The sequence below is a fragment of the Devosia sp. Leaf420 genome (assembly GCF_001425445.1).
Taxonomy (GTDB): domain Bacteria; phylum Pseudomonadota; class Alphaproteobacteria; order Rhizobiales; family Devosiaceae; genus Devosia.
The window spans coordinates 282,765-305,528 of the sequence record NZ_LMQU01000012.1; the positions used below are offsets into that span (position 1 = coordinate 282,765).

Below are 22,764 nucleotides of genomic sequence, written 5' to 3' on the forward strand. Positions count from 1 at the left end.
GAGTGATGTCTTGCAGAATAAACGTGCGACCTTTTGGCAAGTTCCTGCAGGCAACAAAAAAGCCGGCATAGCCGGCTTTCGAGTTTTGCACGCAACCTTTGGTGTCAGGCTGCGGCGCGCGAACCGTCTTCGAAGAACAGTGCCTGACTGATCAGCGCCTTCACCATTTCCGGATTGAACGGCTTGGTGACGAGGAAAGTCGGCTCAGGACGTTCACCCGTAAGAAGACGCTCGGGGAATGCCGTGATGAAAATCACGGGTACCGAATGGGTATTGAGGATGTCGTTGACTGCATCGATGCCCGAGCTGCCATCAGCGAGCTGAATGTCCGCCAGGATCATGCGCGGCTGGGTCTGATTGAACAGGCTAACCGCCTCAGCATGCGTGCGGGCGATGCTGACGACCTTGTGGCCGAGGCTTTCGACCATCTGCTCGATGTCCATCGCGATCAATGGCTCATCTTCGATGATCATGATCTCGGTCGCCACCTGGCGCGAGATTTCATGCGAGGCCTGATCGAGGAGCGAGGCAAATTCCTGGTCGCTTACGCCAAGCACTTCGGCAGCCTGGGCATGCGTGAAGCCCTCGACTGCAACGAGCAGGAAGGACTGGCGGGGGCGGGGGGCGAGGTTGGCGAGATTACGAGCAGCGCGCTGTTCCCACGCGAAGGTCGAGATCGGTTCGGGGATATCGACAGCGGACGACGTGAAGAGAGCCGAGAACAATTTGTAAAGCGCAATGCGATCGCTCGATGCTTCCGGGAACAACGAGATATCGGCAATAAGGGCTTCCAACGTGGCGGCGACGTAAGCGTCGCCAGACGTCTGCGATCCTGTAACCGCCCGTGAGAATCTCCGGAGGTAAGGCAGGTGCGGCGCAATCCGCGTGGACAGAGACATGTAGGGAAACTCCAGTGACGCTTTTAGTCCGTGACTTCACGAATTAATTTAATGGCGCATGGAGAGAAAAGTTCCGAACCGATGGAACTTTTTTTATCCAGACGAATTTTCTCTGATTAGCGGGACCGCTTCCGAAGCTTGGGTAGAGTCAGGGCATGAAGAACGACACATTGGTGGGCCAACAAAACATGCGGCAGCAGCCGGATGATGGCCTTGGGCCGACATCAGATATTGGCTCGCGTCTGCGCGCGCTCTATGGCGCAGTGCAGGAAGAGGGCGTGCCTGATCAGTTGCTCGATCTACTCGAAAAACTGGATAGTGCCGAACAGGCACATGCCAAGCAATCTTCGCAGGGCGGAGAATAAGCGAATGGCGACAGAGACGACGTCGTTCAAGCGCGAAATGCTGTCCACATTGCCGAGCCTCCGTGCTTTTGCCGTGTCCTTGACCGGCAAGCACGATAAAGCTGACGATCTGGTGCAGGACACCGTCATGAAGGCGTGGGCTAAGCAGTCCAGCTTTGAGATGGGAACGAATATCAAGGCGTGGCTTTTCACCATTCTGCGCAACGAGTTTTATAGCCAGATGCGTAAGCGCGGGCGCGAAGTGCAGGATACCGATGGTGCATTCACCGAGCGGTTGTCGGTGCACCCATCGCAATATGGCTCGATGGACCTTCAGGATTTCAAGAAGGCGCTAGGTCAGCTGCCGGATGATCAGCGTGAAGCAATCATTCTCATTGGTGCGTCAGGCTTCTCATATGAAGAAGCGGCAGAGATCTGCGATTGCGCCGTTGGCACTATGAAAAGCCGCGTCAGCCGCGCACGCTCACGCCTGCAAGAGATGCTGAAGATCAGCGGTGAATCCGACTATGGTCCGGACGCTGTTTCGGCCCAGGTGACCACCACCAACCACTCCTTCTAAGCTACAATCACCGTCCGGATGGCATCGATCATGCTTTCGGACGGTGTCGGCTTGAACAATAGCGGCACGCCGGAGAGCCAGTTAATGCTCTTCCGCAAGTCCTGATCGGCGGTGACGCCAATCACCGGAATACCCTGCCGCACGAGATCGCCAATCAGTTGAAGATTGCTCGGCAGGTTGCGTTCGATCTCGACGATGGCGAGGCCTATTTCGCTGAACGGGACCGCCAGCTCCTCAATGAATGCGGGGTCTTGCGCGATCAAAACGCGTGGCGAAGAGAGGTCTTCAAGGGTCGCCTGAATGTCCAGCGCAATGAGGTATTGAGCCTCAACGATAAGCGCCGTTTGGCCTTTGAGCATTCGGCGTTTTCCTTGCTGGATGGGACAATCCTTGTGTTCCTTGGCCGGTAGGCCGTCATTTAAAAAAGACATACGCATCGGAACGTGGCGGATCACGCCCGCGTTATTCCGCCAGCGTCATAACGTTCAGGATTTCCCTTGAATCTCGTCCTTCCCAGCACCGGGAGAAGGGTGCCCTGCGAACAATGCCCACTGCGCGGCTTGCCAGCATTCCGCGACTTTACCGAACCAGAGCTCAAATTCGTGTCGAGTTTCAAGCGGGGCGAACTGGTTGCCGAAACTGGATCGGCTATCCTTTCGGAAGGCAATCACAGTCCGCATCTCTACACGGTGCTTTCCGGCTGGGCTTTCAGGTTCAAGACGCTGCCAGATGGTCGCCGTCAGATTTTGAATTATCTGCTCCCCGGCGATTTGCTTGGACTACAGGGGTCCGTGTTGGGCGAAATGGAGCATTCGGTCGAGGCCTTGACGCCCGTCATCCTCTGCGTGTTCCAGCGCGATAAGCTGAACGAGCTTTTCGAGGCCCACGCCGGGCTTGGCTTTGACGTCACCTGGCTGGCGGCGCGGGAAGAGCGGATGCTTGACGAACACCTTCTCAGTGTTGGCCGGAGAACGGCGGTCGAGCGGGCGGCTTATCTGCTGGCATTTCTTCACAACCGCGCCGCAACACTTGGGCCAGTTACCGACAAGGTGCTGCATGTACCACTGACCCAGCAGCATGTCGCAGATACACTTGGCCTCTCTATCGTGCACACGAATAAGACGCTGCGCAAACTAGCGGAGAAAGATCTCATCCGGTGGTTGGATCGGAGTTGCGAAATCATCGATCCAGAAGGTCTGCAAGAGCTCGCCGATTGGGATGCCCCCAGAGAAATCACAAGGCCACTGATCTAAATGATTGCAGCCTCAATGCTGCCATTGCCGCATGGCACGCGGTGGACCTACAATAGGTCTCCGTCCAGCGACAAGAGTCGGCCAGGATGGCTTGGATGATAACGGTGGGACAAGAACCCAACAGCACAGTTGTGCCATTACTCGGACATCGCACTGCCCGACGCATTGCTGTCTGGTCTTCCCTTTGCCTTGTTTTTCTCGCTGCCATCGTTTCGCTCTTGCTCATGCAGGGGATGGAACGCCAGTTGAGCGATATGACCGAGACTTACGCTGTGCGTGACAAGGCCCGGCAACTCATCAACATCATAGGAGAGGCTGAAGCCAGCCAGCGCGGCTATATGCTGACGCGCGACCGCCAATTTCTGGTCCCATACCGCACTGCCGCCGCTCAGATCGACACCTATGTTTCCTCGCTTCTGGATATGGCAGCTGACGATCCGGCGCAGACAGCTCGTGTGCGGAGCATAACGGGCGACATCGCGGGCAAGATGGCCGAGATGGAACGGGTGGTGCAGCTCGTCGCAACGGAGCGTCAGGAAGAGGCGCAGACGCTGACCGATACCGGCATGGGCGCGCGGATGATGGGTGAAGTGCGCGATACGCTCGAAGCCTTCATCGGCGAGGAAAATCAGAAGCTTGCCGTGCGTAATGACGCTATCGATCAGTCGCGCTTGTGGCTGGTGGGGACGATCATCGCTGCTTTGGCGGCAGCGGTGTGCCTTGGCTATGCTTTGATGTCGCGGACGCAGAAGCAGGTTAGTTCGATGGCGCAGCGCAACCGCGGGCTGATAAACCAGAACGAAGCGCTTGAAGCCGAGGTGGCCGAGCGGACGCGCGCGATCGACGATGCGCGAGCGCATGCGGAGCGTGAACGGCAGCGCGTGGAAGCGCTGCTGCAGGATACCAGCCACCGCATTGGCAACTCACTGGCCACTGTTTCTTCGCTTCTTGCCTTGCAGTTGATGCGGACACGGTCGGAAGAAGTGCGTGTGGCCCTCGAGGCGGCAAGGCTTCGCGTGCACGCCATTGCGTCGGCTCATCGTCGCCTTCGCTTGGGCGATGACATGGAATCGGCGAGCGCCGAGGAGTTCTTGAGCGCAGTCCTCGAAGATATATCAATCACTCAATCCGATTCCGAGCGCATCACCATCGAAGGCAAGATCGATCCGATCGAAGTGAGCTCACGGGACGCGACCACGTTGGGCATTCTGGTTGGTGAGTTCGTCACTAACGCCCTCAAGCATGCCTTCCCCGATGGACGGAAGGGGCATGTCGAAGTTGCCCTTTTCCGCAATGATGCGGGTGTGCCGACATTGACGGTGCGCGATACGGGTGTCGGCCTACCCGAGGGCAAGGAAGAGGGTGGGCTGGGCTCGGTCATCATCAAGCAGTTGTCCAGCCAGTTTGGTGGGGAACCGATCTATACGAGTGAGCCGGGTAATGGCGTCACCGTAGTGGTGGCGATGCCCGCGCTCGTTCAAGCGCCGACCCACGCGGCGGCGGAGTAGATTCATGCATTTAGCCGCCGTCTTCAATCGCGACAGCGGCACATTACGCACCATGAACCTCGAAGAATTTTGCGCTGAGGCTAAGGACGCTTTTGCGGCTGCCGGGCATGAATTCGACTGCCAGATCGTCAATGGCGATGAGGTGGTTTCGACCCTTGAAAACCTAGCCACCAGCTACACGGTCGAGGCGATCATCGCAGCTGGCGGTGACGGGACAATTTCGACCGCCGCGGCTCTCGCTCTCAAAGAAAATAAGGTTTTGGGACTATTGCCGGCGGGCACAATGAACCTTTTTGCGCGCACTTTGGGTGTGCCCCAGGATATTCACCGCGCGGTGCACGCGATTGCGCAGGGAACCGTTGGATCGGTCGATATAGCGACTGCCAACCAACAGCCTTTCGTCCATCAGTTTAGCGTCGGTATTCACCCGCGGCTCGTGAGGATCCGCAATGGCATGGTTTACCGAAGCCGCGTCGGCAAAATGTTGGCAAGCCTGCGAGCGATTGCGGCCGCGGCAGCAAACCCGCCGAAATTCGACGTGGAGTACACCGACAGTACCGGCAAACACAGCCGAACCGTTTCTGGGATCGCGGTTTCGAACAATCCGCTCGATGATGGGCCTGTACCGGTGGCTGGGCAACTCGATAGCGGGCGCCTGGGTGTCTACTTCGCCGCACCAGTGACCACGGGTGAACTCATTGGGCTCGCTATAGATGTGCTGTTGGGCCGTTGGCGCAACAATCCGCAGGTGACGGAGCTGGAGTGCACCCAGCTCGAGCTGCATTTTCCGAAGCGCAAAAAAGATGCGCAGGCCGTGATCGATGGCGAATTGATCGATCTGGATCGGAAGGTAATCTTGAAGGCGGTGCCCCAGGCGCTGCGCGTCATTCTGCCGAAAGCAGAAAGCTAAAACTCGCGACGGTTTCCCGTCACGAGTTGTGGTCGTTGCGATCTCTCAGGAGTGCAACCGCGGCTATAGCTGCTGCCGGGATGCCGAGCTTCAAAAGCAAAGGCGAACGGGCGAGCAGTGGCAGAGCGGTCAGGGCTGCCGTCGTCAGGAACGCACCAGTGTCGCTGGAGCGCCGCTTTTCGACAATGCGCCTTTTACGGCCTGCTTCAGCCATCGAGAAACCGATCAAGGTGATCAGCGCGATGGCCAGAAACCCGCCAGCAAAGATCAGCGAGGCGTAGAGAGGCCCGACCGACGCTGCGAGCGCGATATATCCTGCTGCAATCAGGAATCCGACGCCAATGGCGCCGAAAACCATAATAACCGCGTAGACAACTGCAAGACCCTTGAGACGCTGCCCGAGCCCCTCGACCTCAAGGCCGAGAAGCCCGGCGAGGGGCATGAGCAGGTTGAACATCAGCGAGTCAACAGGGCCAGAACGAAGCCGACGCCGAGAGCCGTTGCGACGGAGGTTAGCGGCTTTTCGCGGATGGTGTCCTTGAGCTGCTGCTCGTACTCCCCCGCCTGGTCCTGGGCCTCCTCGACCATATGACGGCCACGGCGCTTGAGCTGGCGGAATTCGGTTTCGGCGATGTCGCGGACTTCGCCGGCCTTTTCGCCGGTCAGTTTGCGCAGCGTCTCGCCGATGGACTTGAGATCGTCCTGAAGCTGGGCAACCTGTGCCTCAAGTTCCTGCTCGCGGGTCTTTTCGGAAACGCGGGCGCCCTTGCGGGCAGCGGCGGGTGCCATATCGGTGGTGGATGCCATGGGAAACTCCTGTTTATCACAGGTGAAAACGCGGCAACCTCCTCCCGGTTCCGGCCTGTGGTCCTAAAAGAGAAAGCCCCAATGCACAGAGTGCATCGGGGCAAAGCGAGACCGAAAGGGGGGCGTCCTTCGGTTCGCAAAGACACAGGTCTAGGGGACAAGTGCCTATTTCGTTGCTGCTAAATCCGGCCCATCAGCACGAGGATCAGCACAACCACGAGCACGACACCCAAGATGCCGGACGGGCCGTAACCGAAACCGCGCGAATAGCCCCAGCTCGGCAGTGCGCCGACCAGAAGCAGAATAAGAATGATAATGAGAATAGTGCCGAGACCCATGAAACCCTCCTCGATCTAAACGGCTTGATCAGCGCTTGATCGACCCAGACGAAGCGCTGATATCGGCGGACATTCCCGCCAATTCGGAATTAGAAAAGTGCGACCATGAGTGCTGCGGCGGCAGCCAGAATGAAGGCTGCAGGGATCAGAGCGCGGAAAACGTCGTTGGCGTGGCTTGGTTCGTCGTAACCCTCGTTTGGCCAAGCCATCGAGGAACGTCCAGCATGTTCCAGAGCGCGAATTTCAGCCTGAGTCATCTTTGCCTCCAGCGACCCGCCAGCGCGGGAACTCGTGGTCATTGCCCGTCATGGGCATCGTGACAAAGAAACGGCAATGCTGTGAATTGGTTCCAGCGCGCTGCCCGGTATCTATTCGATGCGAATGACGTCCACCGATTGGCGCGTTTCGTGCGAACCGTGGGTGCGCAAAACGCCGACAATCGGAGAGACGTCGGCATAGTCGCGACCGTGACCAATGGCGATATGATCGCCGCCAGCCATCATGGCATTGGTCGGGTCGAACTCAACCCAACCCATGGTCGTGCCACACCAGACGCGAACCCAGGCGTGCATGGCATCGGCTCCTTCGAGGCGTGCTTTTCCAGGTGGGGGGAGGGTGCGGAGGAAGCCCGAGACATAGCCGGCTGGTACTCCCAATCCACGAAGCCCGGCGATCATGACATGTGCGAAATCCTGGCAGACGCCTTTTTTGAGGACAAAGGCCTCGGCTGGCTTGGTTTCGACGTCAGTCGCTTTGGGGTCGTATTCGAAATCCCTATGTATGGCGAGGCAAAGGGCCATGGCTTTGCCAAGGACGGTGTCGGCATGCGCTGACTGAGCGCTTGCATAGTCCTTGATGTCGGGAGCCAGTTGCACTCGTGGGGAGGCCGCAAGGAAATGCTGCGGGCTGTCGGGTTGGACGGACCAGTAGCGTTCAACCTCTAAGGCAAGCTGATCCATTGTGGGGGAAACGTCACTTCGCTCGACATGATCTTCAACCTGAACCCGCGCCGTAAGGCGAACTTCGAATTTCTCGTGCGGCTCAACGAAGCTGACATCGCTGACCATATTGCCGAAGAAGTCGATGAAACTCGTCGCGCGCTGTGGCTTCGGGAAGAACGAGAGCGATGAGGCGATGACCCGCTGGTGCCCAGGCACCGAGGACGGCGCGACGCGGATGTGATGGCGCCCACCATGCACCGGCGCATCATAATCATAAGTGAGGGTCAGGCGGAGGTCGTAGAGCATGGGTCAGGTGAAGTAATGCGCGGCGATGAGACCAGCGAGCATGCCGATTTCATTGGCGATGTTTTCGAGAACCTCAGGCGTAATGGCTTCAGGTTCGGCAATGATGAGGCGGGTCTGTAGCTCAAGCGCCGCCTTGGCAACTGTCGAGAGTTGCCCATCCCGAATGCCGCCAGGCAACTCCTCCAATTGGGTGCGAAGCTCGGTCAGCTGGAACAGGACCGAACGCGGGTTGAGCGGGTCGAGGACCAAAAGGTCGATCGCGCTTTGCGTTCCGGCCGTTACCGAATAGCGCCGGCGATGTGACATGACGCTATCGCCGATCTCGAGCAGCATCTCGAGCGAGCCATCGGGCGCATCGTCGCCCGAGAGGGCGCTAGCAATGCGCGCCGTTTGAATGGCGCGCTCCAGGCGGCGCCCGATTTCGAGGAAGCGCCAGCCGGCGAAGCGATACATGTTTTCATGCACAAGGCCGGAAAAGCCGGCAAGCTTGCGCAGGATCACGGTCATGGCACGCGTTGCGTCATCGCCGCCTTGAATGCGCGTCGCAAAGCGTTGGGCAGTCTTTTGCAGATCGTTGAGGGCCAGCCAGCCATCGGGCGAAAAACGGTCGCGGATCTGGCCGGCGCTGTGCACCGCACTGTTGATCGACACCAGCAAGCCCTGTGGCATTGCCTCGGACGCATCGACATCGATGCTGTCGAGGAAAGCGGCGCAATGGGTCAGGATCGGCAGATCGGGCTTTGACAACTCGGCGAGGCGGGCATTGTAGGCGCGCAGAATGCGGACTGTCGCTTCGCAGCGTTCGGCATAGCGGCCAAGCCAGATCAGATTATCCGCAGCTCGGCTCGGGAGGCTGCCGGCGGAATTGCGGACCAGGCGGTCTCCTTCCTGCGGCAATAGCGAAATCTGTTCTACCGGCGACGATGACACGACCCAGACGTCGGCTGCCTGACCACCGCGCTGCATGGCAAGGGCAGTTGTATCGGGGGTCGATCCGACGCGCGCGAAGCCGCCGGGCATCAGCGTCCACCCGCGCTCGGTGCGGGACGCGAAGACGCGAAGTGTAATCGGCCGCGGTTCGAGCTTGCCATCGACATAGACGGGCGCAGTCGAAAGCTGCACGGGCTCCTGACCGACATAGTGGCGGCCATTCTCGGCGATGCGCTGGCGGAGCAGGGTCTTTTGCTCAGCCGTCATGCTGGAGCCGAGCGCGGTGCCGCGCAGATCGTCAAAGGGCAAGGTCGTGGCGAAAGCCGGCCCAAGCATGAGATTATCGAAATTATCGAGGACGAAGTCACGCTCGGAACGCTGGCCGCACCACCAGGTCGCAATCTCGGGAAGTTGGAGGCCTGCGCCCAAAAGATGCTCGCAGAGCCGCGGCATGAAGGCGGAGAGAGCGCGGGTTTCTAGGATGCCGGTGCCGAGGCCATTGATCATGGAAATGGAGCCGGAGCGCACGGCTTCGACCATGCCCGGAGTGCCGATGCGGCTATCGTAGCGCAGTTCCAGAGGATCGACGAAGCTCGAATCCATACGCCGCCAGAGGACGCTGACGGGCTTGAGGCCCGCAACCGTTCGCACCATGACTTGGCCGTTCTCGACAACGAGATCCTCGCCTTCGAGCAGCATCAGACCGAGATAGCGCGCGATATAGGCGTGTTCGAAATAGGTTTCGTTGAGCTGGCCGGGTGTCAGGATGCCGACACGGCCGCCATCGCGCTTGGCCTGTGCAAAGAGATGATCACGGAAATCACGGAAGAACCCGGCCAAGCGCTGGATGTTCATCTCGCCATAGATATCGGACAGCGCGCGAGTGGTAGCCACGCGGTTTTCGAGCGCGAAGCCAGCGCCAGACGGCGCTTGCATGCGATCGCCAAGGACCCACCAGGCGCCATCCGGCCCACGGCCGAGTTCAAAAGCGCAGAAGTGGAGGAAGTGACCGCTCGTTGGCTTGACCCCGACGAGGGGGCGCAGGAACTCGCCGTTTTGAGCAACCAGTTCAGGCGGCAGCAGGCCTTCCTGTACGAGGCGATTGTCGCCGTAGATGTCGGCGACGATCTTCTCCAAGAGTTCGGCGCGCTGGGTCAGGCCGGTCGAGATGGTCTGCCATTCCGCTTCGTGAATGAGGAGAGGAATATGCGCCAAGGGCCAGGCGCGCTCCTTCCCTTCGGCGCCATCATACTTGCGGTAAAATACACCAGCGTCGCGCAGATATTGGTCAGCGCGCTCGAAGCGGGCTGAAAGCTCCGCGGGCCCGAGTGCATCGAAGGCCGCCATGAGCTTGTCCCACCCGGGACGCAGGGCACCTGATGCATCAAGCATTTCATCAGGCACGCCCGGCAAAAGGGCGTAATCCCTGATGATGCTCGGGCCGGCGGGCGGCGTCGTGCGGGTGTTCTGACTCCGCTTTCTCATGGCGTTACGTGACCCGTGGAGGGCGCCGCAAGTCGAGCGTCAGCGGGAATTCATCCGTTGGCCGTTCCGGGCGATACAAATAATTGCCCGGCGTATAATTGTGCGGCACGAAGCGCGCAAGCCGCCGCGCCTCGGCTTCGTTGCCATTGACGGGGAAAGTCTCGTAGTTGCGGCCACCCGGATGGGCGACGTGATAGACGCAGCCGCCGATCGCGCGCTTGGTCCAGATGTCGTAGATATCGAAGACCAGCGGCGCGTGGACCGGCATGGTGGGGTGCATGCCGGAGGCCGGTTGCCAGGCTTTGAAGCGGACGCCGGCGACAGACGTGCCGGCTTCGCCGGTGGCGGCGAGTGGGGCAGAGCGCTCGTTGCAGGTGACGAGATAGCGGCCGGGATTTGGGGCTGTGAGCTTGACCTGGAGGCGTTCGACCGAACTATCCACATAGCGGACGGTGCCGCCGATGGCGCCTTGTTCGCCCATGACGTGCCAGGGCTCAAGGGCTTGGCGGAGTTCGAGTTTTACCCCGTTCGATTCGACTTCGCCGCAGAAGGGGAAGCGGAATTCGAGCTGGGCTTCGAACCATTTTGGGTCGAACTTGAAGCCGGCGCGGTCAAGGTCGGCGAGGATGCCGAGGAAGTCCTGCCAGACGAAGTGGGGGAGCATGAAGCGATCGTGGAGCGTCGTACCCCAGCGCGTGAACTCGCCTTCCAGCGGGTTCTTCCAATAGTGGGCGATGAGGGCGCGGATGAGCAATTGCTGGGCAAGGCTCATGCGCGCGTTCGGCGGCATTTCGAAGCCGCGGAATTCGACGAGGCCGAGGCGGCCGGTGGGGCCGTCAGGCGAAAAAAGCTTGTCGATACAAATCTCTGAGCGATGCGTGTTGCCGGTAACATCGGTCAAGAGATTGCGGAAGAGGCGGTCGACGAGCCAGGGCGGGGTGGTGCCGAGATCGGGCGAGGGCACGTCGGCCATGGCGATTTCGAGTTCGTAGAGGCTGTCGTGGCGGGCTTCGTCGAAGCGGGGGGCCTGGCTCGTCGGGCCGATGAAGAGGCCTGAGAATAGGTAGCTCATCGAGGGATGGCGCTGCCAGTGAAGGATCAAAGACTTCAGCAAATCCGGGCGTCTCAGGAACGGACTGTCCGCCGGCGTAGCGCCGCCCACGACGACGTGGTTGCCGCCGCCGGTGCCGGTGTGTTTGCCGTCGATCATGAATTTATCGGCGCCGAGCCGGCAGTTTCGGGCTTCGTCGTAGATGGCGGTGGTGGTTGCGACGCAATCGTCCCAGTTGGCGGCTGGGTGGATGTTGACTTCGATGACGCCGGGGTCGGGGGCGACGCGGATAACGTTTAGGCGCGGGTCGAATGGAGGGGGGTAACCCTCGATGTGGACTGGCTTTTTGATTGCCTTGGCGGCCGCTTCGGTGGCGGTGATAAGATCGAGATAGTCGTCGGCGTCGGCCACGGGCGGCAGGAAGACGCAGAGGCGGCCTTCGCGCACTTCGACCGTTAGCGCGGTGCGCACATCGGAGTTGATTTCGTTAGCATTCCGTTGCCGTTGAGCCGTGCTTAAGGGTGTTTCGGTGAAAGACGCGGTGGGCTGGGCGTGGAGGCGCTCCAAAATCGCTTCGGGCTCTGCCAGTGGAGGCCGAACTTCGCCGGGATCGGCGGGCACGACATGGGGATAAGATGTCGGGGGAATATGGTCGAGACTGCCGAGGGGGAGGCGGTACCCCGCGGCGCTGTCACCGGGCACGAGATAGAGTTTGCCGCGGCGGGTTTTCCATTGTTCGGTGACCCAGCGGCGACCGGTGGCCGCGGCATTCCAGCGCTGGACCGGGAAGACATAGCCGGTTGGGTTGGTGAGGCCACGATCAAAGACCGTGGCCATGCGGGCACGCTCTTCGGCATCGGCGAGTTTGGAATTTGCGGGGTCGACGTTTTCGGGAAGCTTGGCTTCCTTGAGGAGCCATTCGCCCGGGTCTTCATAGGCGGGTGAGACCGTGTCGGTGGTCAGACCGAGATTTTGAGCTATGGCCTTGCTCAGAGCCTCGGCGTCGGCCGGGGTGACGCCATAGTCCTTGCCTTCCTCGGCGATGAAGCTTTCGTCGGACCAGATCGGTTTGCCGTCGAGGCGCCAGAAGAGAGAGAAGGTCCAGCGGGGGAGCGTTTCGCCCGGATACCACTTTCCCTGGCCGTGATGGATCATGCCATTGGGCGCGAAGCGGGTGCGGAGCCGGCGGATCAAGGTGTCGGCGAGGCGGCGCTTGGTGGGGCCGACCGCGCCGGCATTCCACTCGTCGGCCTCGAAATCGTCGATGGAGACGAAAGTAGGTTCGCCGCCCATGGTGAGGCGCACGTCATCAGCCTTCAGAAGAGAATCGACCTGATGCCCCAAGGCATTGAGTTCGTTCCAACTTTCGTCCGAGAAGGGTTTTGTGATGCGCGGATGCTCGGCGACCCGCGTCACCTTCATGTCGAAGGCGAAATCGACCTCGGCATAGGAGGCGAAGCCCGAAATCGGCGCCGCATTGCGATAATGCGGGGTCGCGGCGAGGGGGATATGGCTTTCGCCGGTGAGAAGGCCGGAGGTGGGGTCGAGGCCGATCCAGCCGGCGCCAGGAAGATAGACTTCGCACCAGGCATGGAGGTCGGTGAAATCATGGTCGGTGCCGGCGGGACCATCGAGCGAGACGAGGTCCGGCTTGAGCTGGATCAGGTAGCCGGAGACGAAGCGGGCGGCGAAGCCGAGATGGCGGAGGACGTTTACCAGCAGCCAGCTTGAATCACGGCACGACCCCCTGGCGTTGACGAGCGTTTCTTCTGGTGTCCAGACGCCGGGCTCGAGGCGCACGATGTAATCGACTGATTGCTGCAGGCTGGCATTGAGATCGGTGACGAAGTTCACCGTGTTGCGCGGACGCTTGTCGATCGCGTCGATGAATTTCGAGACTGCCGGGGTCAGCGGCTCGGGCTGGCGATAAATTGCGAGATCGGCCCGAACGTCTTCTGGATAGTCGAACGGCCATGTCTCGGCCGACTCTTCGACGAAGAAGTCGAAGGGATTGTAGATCGTCATATCGGCGACGAGATCGACCTCGATCTTGAGTTCGGTCACCGGTTCGGGGAAGACGAAACGGGTTAGGAAATTGCCGTAGGGATCCTGCTGCGTGTTCACGAAGTGGAGGTTGGGCGAGACCCGGAGCGAATGGCTCAGAACCTTGGTCTTGGAATGGGGAGCGGGTTGGAGCCGGATGATCTGAGGCTGCAGGAAGACGGGCCGGTCGTACTTATAATGCGTCAGATGATAGATTGCGGCTTTGATCGACATTCGGCTGAAACGCTCGCTCAATAGCCACAGATTTTAGACTTCCCGGAAGAGAGCTTAGCGGTGATTTGGGGACTTGGATAGGCGGCGTGCACAAGCCGATGTCGACAACGGGGTCGAGGGCAAATAGTCAGCCCGGCAGTTGCAAGGCAGCGTGGTGGGGTGCTCGGGTTTGCGAGTTTGGTCCCCTCTGCGAGAGCGATCTTGGCGCAAAGCCCAAAGCGGTGATGCGCTTTTGTTGTTGCGGCGTCAGTGCTGGCCAGACCAGCTTGCGGGCGGCGCTGTCGAGATCACCATATTCGCGCTGGTGAGCCTGACTGCGGAGCTGGATTTCGAAAATCCGCTTATCAATGCCGGGATCAACTTCGTCGAGAAGCGCAAAGAGCAGGGCTGCGTGGCGTGGGGAAAGCTGCAGATTACGATCGAAATAGAGGGAGATTTCGAGAGTGGCTGTGTCGCCACTGCCGGCCACAGCCTTGCGGATGATATCATGGCAGGTCTGTTGCTTGATGCGCATGGTCAGGCCGTTGAGATGGACGTGCGCATCGCTGGCGGTGAGCGTCAATTGATCGAGCATGGCGCCAAAGCTGTAACGTCCGGCGCAGCGCTGACACACCCAGCGCAGGTCGGAGTCGCGACGGATTTCGTAGGTCAGACGCTGGTTCGCCTGGCCGCAAAAGTCGCAGCATGAGGCAAAGGCGACATCGTCGGACAGGGCCCAGGTGAACGACCATTGGTCAGGCCTGCCGACCGATGTGGGCAGCGTGTAGCGGTGCGCCGATCCGGGCATTGTTCATCTCGCAATGTGTGGGAAGGTAGAGGCGAGGCGGCGACTGGGGCCGCCTCTTTGCTTCAATCCACGCGCTTGGAGTGGATCAGGTCGCCAACATTTTCGAATTCTTCGGGATAGGCGTCGACGATGTCCTTGGGGTTGCCCGAGGCGTAGCCATTGTCGCGATCGCGCAGGTGCTGGATCATCTCGCCGGCATTGGTGAAAGTCGTTCCGTCGAGCAATTCGTACTGCTTGCTACCGCCCCGATTGTTGTTTTCAGGATCCGCATAGGCGCCTGAGGTGGCGAGGAGGGCCATGGCAATGGCCACGGTTGCTGACTTCATCATGAGAGCGTCCTTGGGTTCTGTTTTGGAACGGGCGAATCGTACCATGGGCCGCCTGACATCGACCTGACACCTGTGGTCAGGTCGATGGGCGAGCCTTCGCAATGGTCTAGTAGGTCGCTCCAGGGGACGCAAAAACACCAAGGGCGCCAACGGATTTTCCGGGCGCCCTTGTGTTTTTATCAGCAGGATGGGGAGGGAGGCTTAGAACTCGCTCCAGTCTTCGGCGACGGCGGTGTTGCCGCGGGTCATGTAGGTCTTGGCCGCCTGCTGGACCTTGCGTTGGATCGTCTTGATGCCTAGGGCCGGCGCCGGGCTTGCGGACGCGCGGGCGGCGGGGTGGTGGTCTTCGAGGATGAAGATATCGACGATCCGATCGAGCTCGGAGGCTTGGCCTTCGGTCTGCTCGATTGCAGCATTGGTTTCTTCGACGAGCGCGGCGTTGTGTTGTGTCATCTCGTCCATCTGCCGGACGGCGACATTGACTTCCTCGATCGAGGAGGCCTGCTCGCGACTGTCGCGGGCAATGCCTTCCATGACGAGGCTGTTTTCGCGGATGCCAGTCAGGATTGCCTCAAGCTTGGCGGCGGCGTCGGCGACGAGCTTGGAGCCGCCAGAGACTTCCTTGGCGCTCTGTTCGATCAAGGCCTTGACGTCCGACGAGGCGCTCGCGGCGGACTGAGCGAGGCGACGCACTTCGACGGCGACCACGGCAAAGCCCTTGCCGGCGTCACCGGCGCGTGCCGCTTCGACGGAGGCGTTTAGCGCGAGCAGATTGGTCTGGAAGGCGATGTCATCGATGAGGCCGATGATATTGGAGATCTTGGACGAAGACGTCGTGATCTTTGCCATGGCGTCGGTCGCCTGACGCATGACCGCTCCGCCTTCTTCGGCGGTGTGGGAGACGGCTTGCGACTTGGTATTGGCGTCTTCGGCCTTCTTGGCATTGGTCAGCACGGTGGCTGCCAACTGTTCCATGGTGGCCGAGGTCTCTTCGATGGTCGCGGCTTGCTTGGTGGTCCGCTCGGAGAGGTCGTTTGCGCCGGCAAGGATTTCACCGGTTGCCGAGCGGACGCCGCGCGAGGTGCGGCGCAACTGGCCGACGATATCGGTCAGCTTTTCAGCGACGGCATTGGTGTCATTCTTGAGCTTGGCGAAGGCGCCCTGATAGTTGCCCTGAACGCGCTGGGTCAGGTTGGTTTCGGCAAGCGAAGCCAGAACCTTGCCGGTTTCATCGAGCCCACGATCGACCGTTTCGACGAGAGAATTGACCGAATTGGCCAAGGCGTTCAGTTCGGTATCGGGGAATTGGGCATCGACGCGCTTCGAAAAATCGCCGGCAATTGCGGAATCGACGACATGGCCGAAGGCGTTTTGCAGCTCGCTCATCATCTTGCGGCGGGCCTGCTCGTCGGCAACGATGCGAACCGCTTCGGCCTGGCTCATATCCCGCACCTTCATGGCGTTCTCGCGGAAAACTTCCACTGTGCGCGCCATGACGCCCATTTCGTCATTGCGTTCCGTATCGCGCACCGCAACGTCGAGATTGCCCTTCGACAGTTGATCCATGGTGCTCGAGAGACGTGCGATCGGGCGACGGACGATGGCCAGCGAGGTGATGAGGATGACGCCGAGGCTGACGAGCAGGATCAACGCGCCGGCGATGATGGCGACCTGGATCTGTTGCCAGACCGGGTTCTGGAAAACGGAGGCAGGAATATCGAGCACGGCGGCCCAGGTCTTGTTCATCCCCGGCGCTGTGAAGGGATAGACGAGGCGGACCGAGCCATCGGGCATATCGCGGATGACCTGCATGGTGCCCTTGGTGAGGGCCTCGGTGACGAGATCAGCACCTTGATCGGCATAGGCGGTAATGAGCTTGGTCGAATCAGGATGGGCAAGCCAATTGCCATTGCTCGCGACCAGCATCACCTGCCCGACGCCGAAGGGGTGAAGTTCGGATAGGACGGAGGTGAGGTCGCTGAGCTTGATGTCGACGCCGGTGATCCCGACCATCTCATTGTTCACCATCACGGGAACGGAGACCGAAGTCAGCAGCTCGTTCTCATTGGACAGATAGGGCGAGGTGATGACCGGCTGCTTGGTCTGGAGCGGGGCGGTGTAATATTCGGAATCGGGTTTGACGGACCAGGTCGAGAATTCCATCGCGCCGGTCGCGTTCTTGGTCCAATAGGCCGTGAAGAGGCCGTCGGCATTGGTGCCTTCGGTGCCGGTCAGAACCCGCGGCGAGGTGGCGCCGGGCAGCTCCATCATCCACGACCCGAAGACGAAATCATATTGCGGGGCGACTTGACGGAGGAGGGCGATCACGTCGGTGCGCAGCTTGGCGCCGTCGGTTTCATATCCCGAGATGCTAGCGGAGAGGGCGGCGCCGGCGGAGGTCGCGACCGACAGTTTCACCGCCACCTGATTGGCGACATTGGCCGCGGTTTCGGCGGCGAGGGTCATCACCTGATCTTCGGTGCGCGTCTTGGCGGACCAAACATTGAAGGCGGTGTAGACGGACAGAATCGCCGCTATCGAGACGCCCGAGACAAGTAAAAGCTTACCCGAGATGGTTTTAGATAGATGGAACACGAGAGCGACACATGTTTGCAGGCTGAATTGCCATGGACACTGTGCGCAATCATGATCAAAACTCGGTTAATGTAGGTTAGGCTCATCAGCGACGGGCGGCGGACTGCCCCATTTTCGAGACGACTTTGCGGATGTCGCGCTCGGTATCGCGGAGATGGAGGCGCATCGCTTCTGCAGCGGCGCGGCCATTGCCTTCGCGAATGCAATCGAGAATGCGCTGATGGGCGGCGATGGTGTCGTGGGGTGTGTGCCCGCGATCGACGTGGCCGCGCTGGCTGATGAAGAATCCCTCGCGGAGGGGCGTGGCCATGGCCTCGAACAAATATCCCAAAACACGGTTACCGCTCGCTAAGGCTACCGCTTCGTGAAAACCGAAGTCGGATGCGTGGAAGCGGATTTCAGCGGCCTCATCTGCGAACTCGTTGGAATCACCGAGGGCGTCGCGCATGCCCTGCAGGGCGCTTTCAATGGCGACGATGCCAGCGCGATTGGCACGTTTTGCGGCGAGCGTCGCCGATTGGACCTCCAATGACAGACGTACCTCAACGAGATCGAAAAGCCCCTTTGGATCGGTGCGGACGATGCTCGTCAGGAAGTCGGAAAAGGCGGAGCCATCGGGCTCGCGGACGACGGCTTTTCGACCGCGCGAAAGCTCCAAAAGTCCGCGGCCAGCAAGGAGTTTTACGGCCTCGCGAATCGTCAGCCGGCTGACCGAATAACGCTCGGCCAATTCGGCTTCGCTGGGGAGGCTTTGGCCCGGCGTCAGCTCGCCCAGAATCTCCTGCGCAAGGTGATCGGCCACAGCGCTTGCCGCGCTCGTGTGATCGGCGCGCGCCTCATCACTCAACACACCCATGAAGCCTCCCAAGGTATCTGATACCTTTGACTCCCGCGTGCCGTTTTTCGGCTGGTTTTTGGCGGGGAGTCGCCTCGTTGTCATCCAGGGTATCGATGCAGGTTGCAACCAGCAACACCCTGGAAGCGGGGGTTCTAAGCCTAAATTTATATCTTCGACAATCGAAAAAATAACTATGCGGGAAGCAGCCCCGCTTTACATGCATATCTGATTATCCTAATTTCCCGCCCGTGGCCTTGGAAGGGCCGAGGCGGCTAACGAGCCGTCCGAGCAGGAGGACATCATGCAGTTTTCGTTCCTGACCCCGGCAGTGCGCCGGCAGGGCAGGGACAGTCCGTCCGGATGCGGTTTGAGCCGCGCCGGGAGCGGAGCCGGAAACGAATTGGCCCGATCGTCAAGCCACGCCGAACACATCAATCACCTCGAAAAATCTAAGGGAGTCGAGACGTGAAGGTTCTGAAATCAATTGCGACGCTGTTTGCCGCTGGTGCCCTGATGGCAACCGCTGCAACCGCCGCCCATGCCCAGGATAAGGGCCAGATCGGCATTGCAATGCCGACGCAGTCGTCGCTCCGCTGGATTTCGGACGGCAACGAGCTCAAGACCGCGCTTGAAGGCAAGGGCTACACCGTCGACCTGCAGTTTGCTGAAGACGACATCCCGAACCAGCTCGCTCAGATCGAAAACATGGTCACCAAGGGCGTCAAGGCTCTCGTGGTCGCTTCGATCGACGGCACCACGCTCTCGTCCGTGCTGCAGCAGGCCGCTGATGCCGGCATCAAGGTCATCGCTTATGACCGTCTGATCCGCGAATCGGGCAATGTCGACTACTACACCACCTTCGACAACTTCCAGGTTGGCGTTCTCCAGGCCAACAGCCTCGTGAAGGGCCTCAAGGAACGTTTCGCCGACACCAAGCCATGGAACGTCGAACTGTTTGGCGGTTCGCCGGACGACAACAACGCCTTCTTCTTCTATGATGGCGCCATGTCCGTTCTGCAGCCGATGATCGACTCGGGCGACATCGTCGTTAAGTCCGGGCAGATGGGCATGGACCAGGTCGGTACGCTGCGTTGGGACGGTGCTGTTGCCCAGGCTCGCATGGACAACATCCTCTCGGCCAACTACTCGGACGGCAGCCGCGTTGACGGCGTTCTCGCTCCCTATGATGGCCTCTCGCGCGGCATCATCTCGTCGCTCCGCGGCGTTGGTTATGGCTCGGGCGACCTCGCATGGCCGATCATCACCGGCCAGGACGCTGAAGCTCCGTCGGTGAAGGCAATCATTGCTGGCGAACAGTATTCGACCATCTACAAGGACACCCGCGAACTGGCCAAGACCACTGCCGACCTCGTCGACACCGTGGTTTCGGGCGGCACGCCGGAAGGCCTCGACACCACCACCTATGACAATGGCGTCAAGGTTGTGCCGTCGATCCTGCTGACCCCGTATGAAGTCGATGCGACCAACTACAAGGAACTGGTCGTCGACTCGGGCTACATCAAGGAAGAAGACCTGCAGTAATCACTGCGGTTTTTGAAACCAGGGGCTCCGCGGCAACGCGGGGCCCTTTCGAGATTGCACCGGATGGCCTCAGGGTGAGCTTTTCCAAGCACGGTGGCAGGCACGAAAGCCGGACACGGCCTCGTGTTTCGACAAGCTCAGAATGCGGTTTAACCAGAGTGGCAGTCTCAATTCCGGCCCGTCGTGACGGCGGAGCGGCTTCTATCGAAAACAGGGACCAGTATGTCCAACACCATTCTTGAGATGCGCAGCATCACCAAGACCTTTCCAGGCGTGAAGGCGCTTTCGGACGTCAATCTCGACGTGCGGGAAGGCGAAATACACGCGATCTGCGGCGAAAACGGGGCCGGTAAATCGACCCTGATGAAGGTCTTGAGCGGGGTTTATCCGCACGGCACCTATGAAGGGCAGATCTTCTACAAGGGCGAGGAACAGCAGTTCCGCTCCATTCGCGACAGCGAACACAAGGGCATCGTCATCATCCACCAGGAGCTGGCGCTGGTGCCGCTGCTCTCGATCGCCGAGAACATCTTTCTTGGCAACGAGCAGGCAAGCAATGGCGTGATCGACTGGGACGAAACCCGTGACGGGGCGCGCAAGCTCCTCTCGATGGTTGGTCTCTCGGAAGACCCCGATACGCTCGTGACCAATATCGGCGTCGGCAAGCAGCAGCTCGTCGAAATCGCCAAGGCGCTGTCAAAGCAGGTGCAGCTCCTGATCCTCGACGAGCCGACCGCGTCGCTTTCTGAAAAGGACAGCCAGGCGCTGCTCGATCTCTTGATGGAATTCCGCAAGCAGGGGATCACCTCGATCATCATCAGCCACAAGCTGAACGAGATTTCGCGCATCGCCGACCGCGTGACCGTCATCCGTGACGGCCGCACCATCGAGACGATGGAAAACGAAGAGATCACCGAAGACCGCATCATCACCTCGATGGTGGGCCGGTCGCTCGACGATCGCTATCCGAACCGTGAGCCCAAGATCGGCGAGACGATCCTCGAGGTGAAGAACTGGTCGGTTTATCACCCCCAGCACCGCGACCGTCAGGTCATCAAGAATGTCGACATTACCCTACGCAAGGGTGAGGTCGTCGGCATTGCCGGGCTGATGGGCTCGGGCCGTACCGAATTTGCCATGAGCCTTTTCGGCAAATCCTGGGGCCAGAAGATCACCGGCGAAGTCTTCATGCATGGCAAGAAGATCGATACCGGCACGGTTGGCCGCGCGATCCGCCACGGCATTGCCTATGCCACGGAAGACCGCAAGACTTTTGGGCTCAACCTCATCGATCACATCAAGAACAACACGACCATCGCCAATCTGCCGGGCGTGTCGCGTTGGGGCGTGATCGACGATCTGGCCGAGCTCGATGTTGCCAACGACTATCGCAAGAAGACCAATATCCGTTCTTCGAGCGTCTACCAGACCGTGGGCAATCTTTCGGGCGGCAACCAGCAGAAGGTCGTTCTCTCGAAGTGGCTCTATGCCAACCCGGACGTGCTGATCCTCGACGAGCCGACGCGCGGCATCGACGTGGGCGCCAAATATGAAATCTACACCATCATCAATCAGCTGGCGGCGCAGGGCAAAGCCATCCTGGTGATCTCTTCGGAAATGCCGGAACTGCTCGGCATCACCGACCGACTTTACGTAATGAACGAAGGCCGCATCGTTGGCGAAATGCCGACCAGCGAAGCAAGCCAGGAAAAGATCATGCGCTCCATCGTGCGCGCTGAAGGAAAAGCATCATGACCGTTCAAACTGCACCGACCGGCGTTCCGGCCGATCAGACCAAGACCCAGGAGCTGAGCTTCTTCGGGGCCGTTCGCGCCAATATGCGCGACTATGGCCTGCTGCTGGCGCTCATCCTCATCATGGTGTTCTTCCAGTATTTCACCGCCGGCGTGCTCTTCAAGCCGGTGAACCTCACCAACATCATCCTGCAGAACAGCTACATCATCGTGATGGCGCTCGGCATGCTGCTGGTGATCGTCGCCGGCCATATCGACCTTTCGGTCGGCTCGGTTTCCGGCTTTGTCGGTGCTCTCGCGGCCATGCTCATGGTCGGCTGGCGCTTCCCGCCGGAACTGGCATTCCTCGCCAATCCGATCGTTGCCGGCATCATCTGTCTAATCGTCGGCGCGGCGATCGGGGCGGCGCAGGGCTATCTCATCGCTTACCACCGGATCCCCAGCTTCATCGTGACGCTGGCCGGCATGCTCATCTTCAAGGGCCTGTCGCTCGCGATCCTCGCCGGCAAGTCGGTCGGGCCGTTCCCGGCCGAATTCCAGCTGCTTTCGGCTGGCTTCATTCCCGACGTGATCGGGCCGACGACGCTGGTTGCTGCCAGCGAAGGCGTGCAGCCGCTGATCCTTCACACGACGACCATGGTGATCGCCATTGTTGCTGTGGTTGCGACTGTGTTCTTCGCCATCCGGACCCGCGCCCGCCGCAAGGCTCGTGGTTATGATGTCGAGCCATTCAGCCTGTTCGTGGTCAAGAACCTCGTCATCGCGGCGCTGGTCCTGTTCTTTGCCTATATGCTGGCGTCCTATCGCGGCCTGCCCAACGTGCTCGTCGTCATGGGCATCCTGATCGCGTTCTTCGTGTTCCTCACAAAGCGCATGACCTTTGGTCGCCGCATCTATGCTCTCGGCGGTAACCTCAAGGCCGCTGCGCTTTCGGGCATCAAGACCGAACGCACGACCTTCTACATCTTTGCCATCATGGGTGCGCTCGCCGCGCTCGCCGGCATGATCTATGCGGCCCGCCTCAATTCGGCGACGCCAAAGGCCGGCCAGGGTCTCGAACTCGACGTGATCGCGGCCGTGTTCATCGGCGGTGCTTCGGCACTCGGCGGTGTCGGTGCCGTCGCCGGCGCGGTGATCGGTGCCTTCATCATGGGTGTGATGAACAACGGCATGTCGATCATGGGCGTCAACATCGATTGGCAGCAGATGATCAAGGGCGTCGTGCTGCTTGCAGCCGTGTTCTTCGACCTCTACAACAAGAACCGCTCGGCCTGATTTTCTCGGGCCTTC

Annotated in this window: 21 protein-coding genes; 8 read left to right on the forward strand and 13 right to left on the reverse strand. The window is 60.1% G+C overall.

The features are described 5' to 3' along the window. Positions 1-104: 104 nt before the first annotated feature. Positions 105-899, reverse strand: a complete 795-nt coding sequence (locus ASG47_RS14675; protein WP_061910309.1) for a response regulator — start codon at positions 897-899, stop codon at positions 105-107. A gap of 155 nt (positions 900-1,054) precedes the next feature. On the opposite strand from ASG47_RS14675, the gene ASG47_RS14680 reads away from it, so the two are divergent. Then, positions 1,055-1,264 carry a NepR family anti-sigma factor gene (locus ASG47_RS14680; RefSeq protein ID WP_061910310.1) on the forward strand — a complete coding sequence of 70 codons (210 nt, stop codon included), beginning with the start codon at positions 1,055-1,057 and terminating at the stop codon, positions 1,262-1,264. Between the two features lie 4 nt (positions 1,265-1,268). After that, positions 1,269-1,823, forward strand: coding sequence for an RNA polymerase sigma factor (locus ASG47_RS14685; protein WP_061910312.1), 555 nt, complete (start codon positions 1,269-1,271; stop codon positions 1,821-1,823). Here ASG47_RS14685 and ASG47_RS14690 read toward each other — a convergent pair. Continuing rightward, on the reverse strand, positions 1,820-2,278 hold the full coding sequence (locus tag ASG47_RS14690; RefSeq protein WP_156352214.1) for a hypothetical protein: 459 nt from the start codon (positions 2,276-2,278) through the stop codon (positions 1,820-1,822). The genes ASG47_RS14685 and ASG47_RS14690 overlap by 4 nt on opposite strands. A gap of 42 nt (positions 2,279-2,320) precedes the next feature. On the opposite strand from ASG47_RS14690, the gene ASG47_RS14695 reads away from it, so the two are divergent. From ASG47_RS14695 to ASG47_RS14705, 3 genes are all read left to right on the forward strand, one after another. Further along, complete coding sequence (locus ASG47_RS14695; protein ID WP_061910316.1) at positions 2,321-3,076, forward strand: Crp/Fnr family transcriptional regulator; 756 nt, start codon at positions 2,321-2,323, stop codon at positions 3,074-3,076. Between the two features lie 254 nt (positions 3,077-3,330). Further along, a complete protein-coding gene (locus tag ASG47_RS14700) occupies positions 3,331-4,584 on the forward strand; it encodes a sensor histidine kinase (protein ID WP_244484284.1) in 1,254 nt (417 codons plus the stop codon). Between the two features lie 4 nt (positions 4,585-4,588). Further along, the gene (locus ASG47_RS14705; protein ID WP_061910320.1) at positions 4,589-5,494 is read left to right on the forward strand and encodes a diacylglycerol/lipid kinase family protein; all 906 of its coding nucleotides are present in this window, start codon (positions 4,589-4,591) and stop codon (positions 5,492-5,494) included. A 19-nt stretch (positions 5,495-5,513) separates the two neighbouring features. Here ASG47_RS14705 and ASG47_RS14710 read toward each other — a convergent pair whose 3' ends face one another. The 11 genes from ASG47_RS14710 to ASG47_RS14750 form a co-directional block, all read right to left on the reverse strand. Further along, the gene (locus ASG47_RS14710; protein ID WP_061910322.1) at positions 5,514-5,951 is read right to left on the reverse strand and encodes a phage holin family protein; all 438 of its coding nucleotides are present in this window, start codon (positions 5,949-5,951) and stop codon (positions 5,514-5,516) included. Next, positions 5,951-6,301 (reverse strand): DUF883 family protein, encoded by a 351-nt coding sequence (locus tag ASG47_RS14715; protein WP_061910324.1) that lies wholly within the window; start codon positions 6,299-6,301, stop codon positions 5,951-5,953. The genes ASG47_RS14710 and ASG47_RS14715 overlap by 1 nt, the downstream gene beginning before the upstream one ends. A gap of 179 nt (positions 6,302-6,480) precedes the next feature. After that, positions 6,481-6,639, reverse strand: coding sequence for a DUF3309 family protein (locus ASG47_RS20410; RefSeq protein WP_082461306.1), 159 nt, complete (start codon positions 6,637-6,639; stop codon positions 6,481-6,483). A gap of 89 nt (positions 6,640-6,728) precedes the next feature. Next, complete coding sequence (locus ASG47_RS20730; protein WP_156352215.1) at positions 6,729-6,896, reverse strand: hypothetical protein; 168 nt, start codon at positions 6,894-6,896, stop codon at positions 6,729-6,731. A 111-nt stretch (positions 6,897-7,007) separates the two neighbouring features. Beyond that, entirely contained in the window at positions 7,008-7,886 is an 879-nt protein-coding gene (locus ASG47_RS14720; protein WP_061910326.1) for a transglutaminase family protein, read from the reverse strand. A gap of 3 nt (positions 7,887-7,889) precedes the next feature. Then, positions 7,890-10,301, reverse strand: coding sequence for a circularly permuted type 2 ATP-grasp protein (locus tag ASG47_RS14725; RefSeq protein ID WP_061910328.1), 2,412 nt, complete (start codon positions 10,299-10,301; stop codon positions 7,890-7,892). Positions 10,302-10,305: 4 nt separating this feature from the next. Beyond that, complete coding sequence (locus ASG47_RS14730; protein WP_061910330.1) at positions 10,306-13,629, reverse strand: DUF2126 domain-containing protein; 3,324 nt, start codon at positions 13,627-13,629, stop codon at positions 10,306-10,308. Between the two features lie 127 nt (positions 13,630-13,756). Next, positions 13,757-14,416 carry a hypothetical protein gene (locus ASG47_RS14735; protein WP_061910332.1) on the reverse strand — a complete coding sequence of 220 codons (660 nt, stop codon included), beginning with the start codon at positions 14,414-14,416 and terminating at the stop codon, positions 13,757-13,759. A gap of 62 nt (positions 14,417-14,478) precedes the next feature. Beyond that, positions 14,479-14,745: a hypothetical protein gene (locus ASG47_RS14740; RefSeq protein ID WP_156464121.1), complete on the reverse strand. Its 267-nt coding sequence runs from the start codon at positions 14,743-14,745 to the stop codon at positions 14,479-14,481. 201 nt (positions 14,746-14,946) lie between these two features. Then, a complete protein-coding gene (locus ASG47_RS14745) occupies positions 14,947-17,340 on the reverse strand; it encodes a methyl-accepting chemotaxis protein (protein ID WP_061910336.1) in 2,394 nt (797 codons plus the stop codon). Between the two features lie 85 nt (positions 17,341-17,425). Next, positions 17,426-18,196 carry a FadR/GntR family transcriptional regulator gene (locus tag ASG47_RS14750; protein WP_061910338.1) on the reverse strand — a complete coding sequence of 257 codons (771 nt, stop codon included), beginning with the start codon at positions 18,194-18,196 and terminating at the stop codon, positions 17,426-17,428. A gap of 456 nt (positions 18,197-18,652) precedes the next feature. Between ASG47_RS14750 and chvE the strand changes: the two genes are divergently transcribed. The 3 genes from chvE to mmsB all read left to right on the forward strand — a co-directional run bounded on the left by chvE (position 18,653) and on the right by mmsB (position 22,749). Continuing rightward, positions 18,653-19,720, forward strand: a complete 1,068-nt coding sequence (chvE, locus tag ASG47_RS14755) for a multiple monosaccharide ABC transporter substrate-binding protein (RefSeq protein ID WP_061910805.1) — start codon at positions 18,653-18,655, stop codon at positions 19,718-19,720. A 222-nt stretch (positions 19,721-19,942) separates the two neighbouring features. Then, complete coding sequence (mmsA, locus tag ASG47_RS14760) at positions 19,943-21,475, forward strand: multiple monosaccharide ABC transporter ATP-binding protein (protein ID WP_061910339.1); 1,533 nt, start codon at positions 19,943-19,945, stop codon at positions 21,473-21,475. Continuing rightward, positions 21,472-22,749 carry a multiple monosaccharide ABC transporter permease gene (gene mmsB, locus ASG47_RS14765; RefSeq protein WP_061910341.1) on the forward strand — a complete coding sequence of 426 codons (1,278 nt, stop codon included), beginning with the start codon at positions 21,472-21,474 and terminating at the stop codon, positions 22,747-22,749. The genes mmsA and mmsB overlap by 4 nt, the downstream gene beginning before the upstream one ends. Positions 22,750-22,764 lie beyond the last annotated feature (15 nt).

Excerpts from the sequence above, each read along its gene's own strand:
- ASG47_RS14675 (WP_061910309.1), bottom strand. The coding sequence starts at position 899 with ATGTCTCTGTCCACGCGGATTGCGCCGCACCTGCCTTACCTCCGGAGA.
- ASG47_RS14680 (WP_061910310.1), top strand. The coding sequence starts at position 1,055 with ATGAAGAACGACACATTGGTGGGCCAACAAAACATGCGGCAGCAGCCG.
- ASG47_RS14685 (WP_061910312.1), top strand. The coding sequence starts at position 1,269 with ATGGCGACAGAGACGACGTCGTTCAAGCGCGAAATGCTGTCCACATTG.
- ASG47_RS14700 (WP_244484284.1), top strand. The coding sequence starts at position 3,331 with ATGACCGAGACTTACGCTGTGCGTGACAAGGCCCGGCAACTCATCAAC.
- ASG47_RS14705 (WP_061910320.1), top strand. The coding sequence starts at position 4,589 with ATGCATTTAGCCGCCGTCTTCAATCGCGACAGCGGCACATTACGCACC.
- ASG47_RS14710 (WP_061910322.1), bottom strand. The coding sequence starts at position 5,951 with ATGTTCAACCTGCTCATGCCCCTCGCCGGGCTTCTCGGCCTTGAGGTC.
- ASG47_RS14715 (WP_061910324.1), bottom strand. The coding sequence starts at position 6,301 with ATGGCATCCACCACCGATATGGCACCCGCCGCTGCCCGCAAGGGCGCC.
- ASG47_RS20410 (WP_082461306.1), bottom strand. The coding sequence starts at position 6,639 with ATGGGTCTCGGCACTATTCTCATTATCATTCTTATTCTGCTTCTGGTC.
- ASG47_RS20730 (WP_156352215.1), bottom strand. The coding sequence starts at position 6,896 with ATGACTCAGGCTGAAATTCGCGCTCTGGAACATGCTGGACGTTCCTCG.
- ASG47_RS14720 (WP_061910326.1), bottom strand. The coding sequence starts at position 7,886 with ATGCTCTACGACCTCCGCCTGACCCTCACTTATGATTATGATGCGCCG.
- ASG47_RS14725 (WP_061910328.1), bottom strand. The coding sequence starts at position 10,301 with ATGAGAAAGCGGAGTCAGAACACCCGCACGACGCCGCCCGCCGGCCCG.
- ASG47_RS14730 (WP_061910330.1), bottom strand. The coding sequence starts at position 13,629 with ATGTCGATCAAAGCCGCAATCTATCATCTGACGCATTATAAGTACGAC.
- ASG47_RS14735 (WP_061910332.1), bottom strand. The coding sequence starts at position 14,416 with ATGCCCGGATCGGCGCACCGCTACACGCTGCCCACATCGGTCGGCAGG.
- ASG47_RS14740 (WP_156464121.1), bottom strand. The coding sequence starts at position 14,745 with ATGATGAAGTCAGCAACCGTGGCCATTGCCATGGCCCTCCTCGCCACC.
- ASG47_RS14750 (WP_061910338.1), bottom strand. The coding sequence starts at position 18,196 with ATGGGTGTGTTGAGTGATGAGGCGCGCGCCGATCACACGAGCGCGGCA.
- mmsA (WP_061910339.1), top strand. The coding sequence starts at position 19,943 with ATGTCCAACACCATTCTTGAGATGCGCAGCATCACCAAGACCTTTCCA.
- mmsB (WP_061910341.1), top strand. The coding sequence starts at position 21,472 with ATGACCGTTCAAACTGCACCGACCGGCGTTCCGGCCGATCAGACCAAG.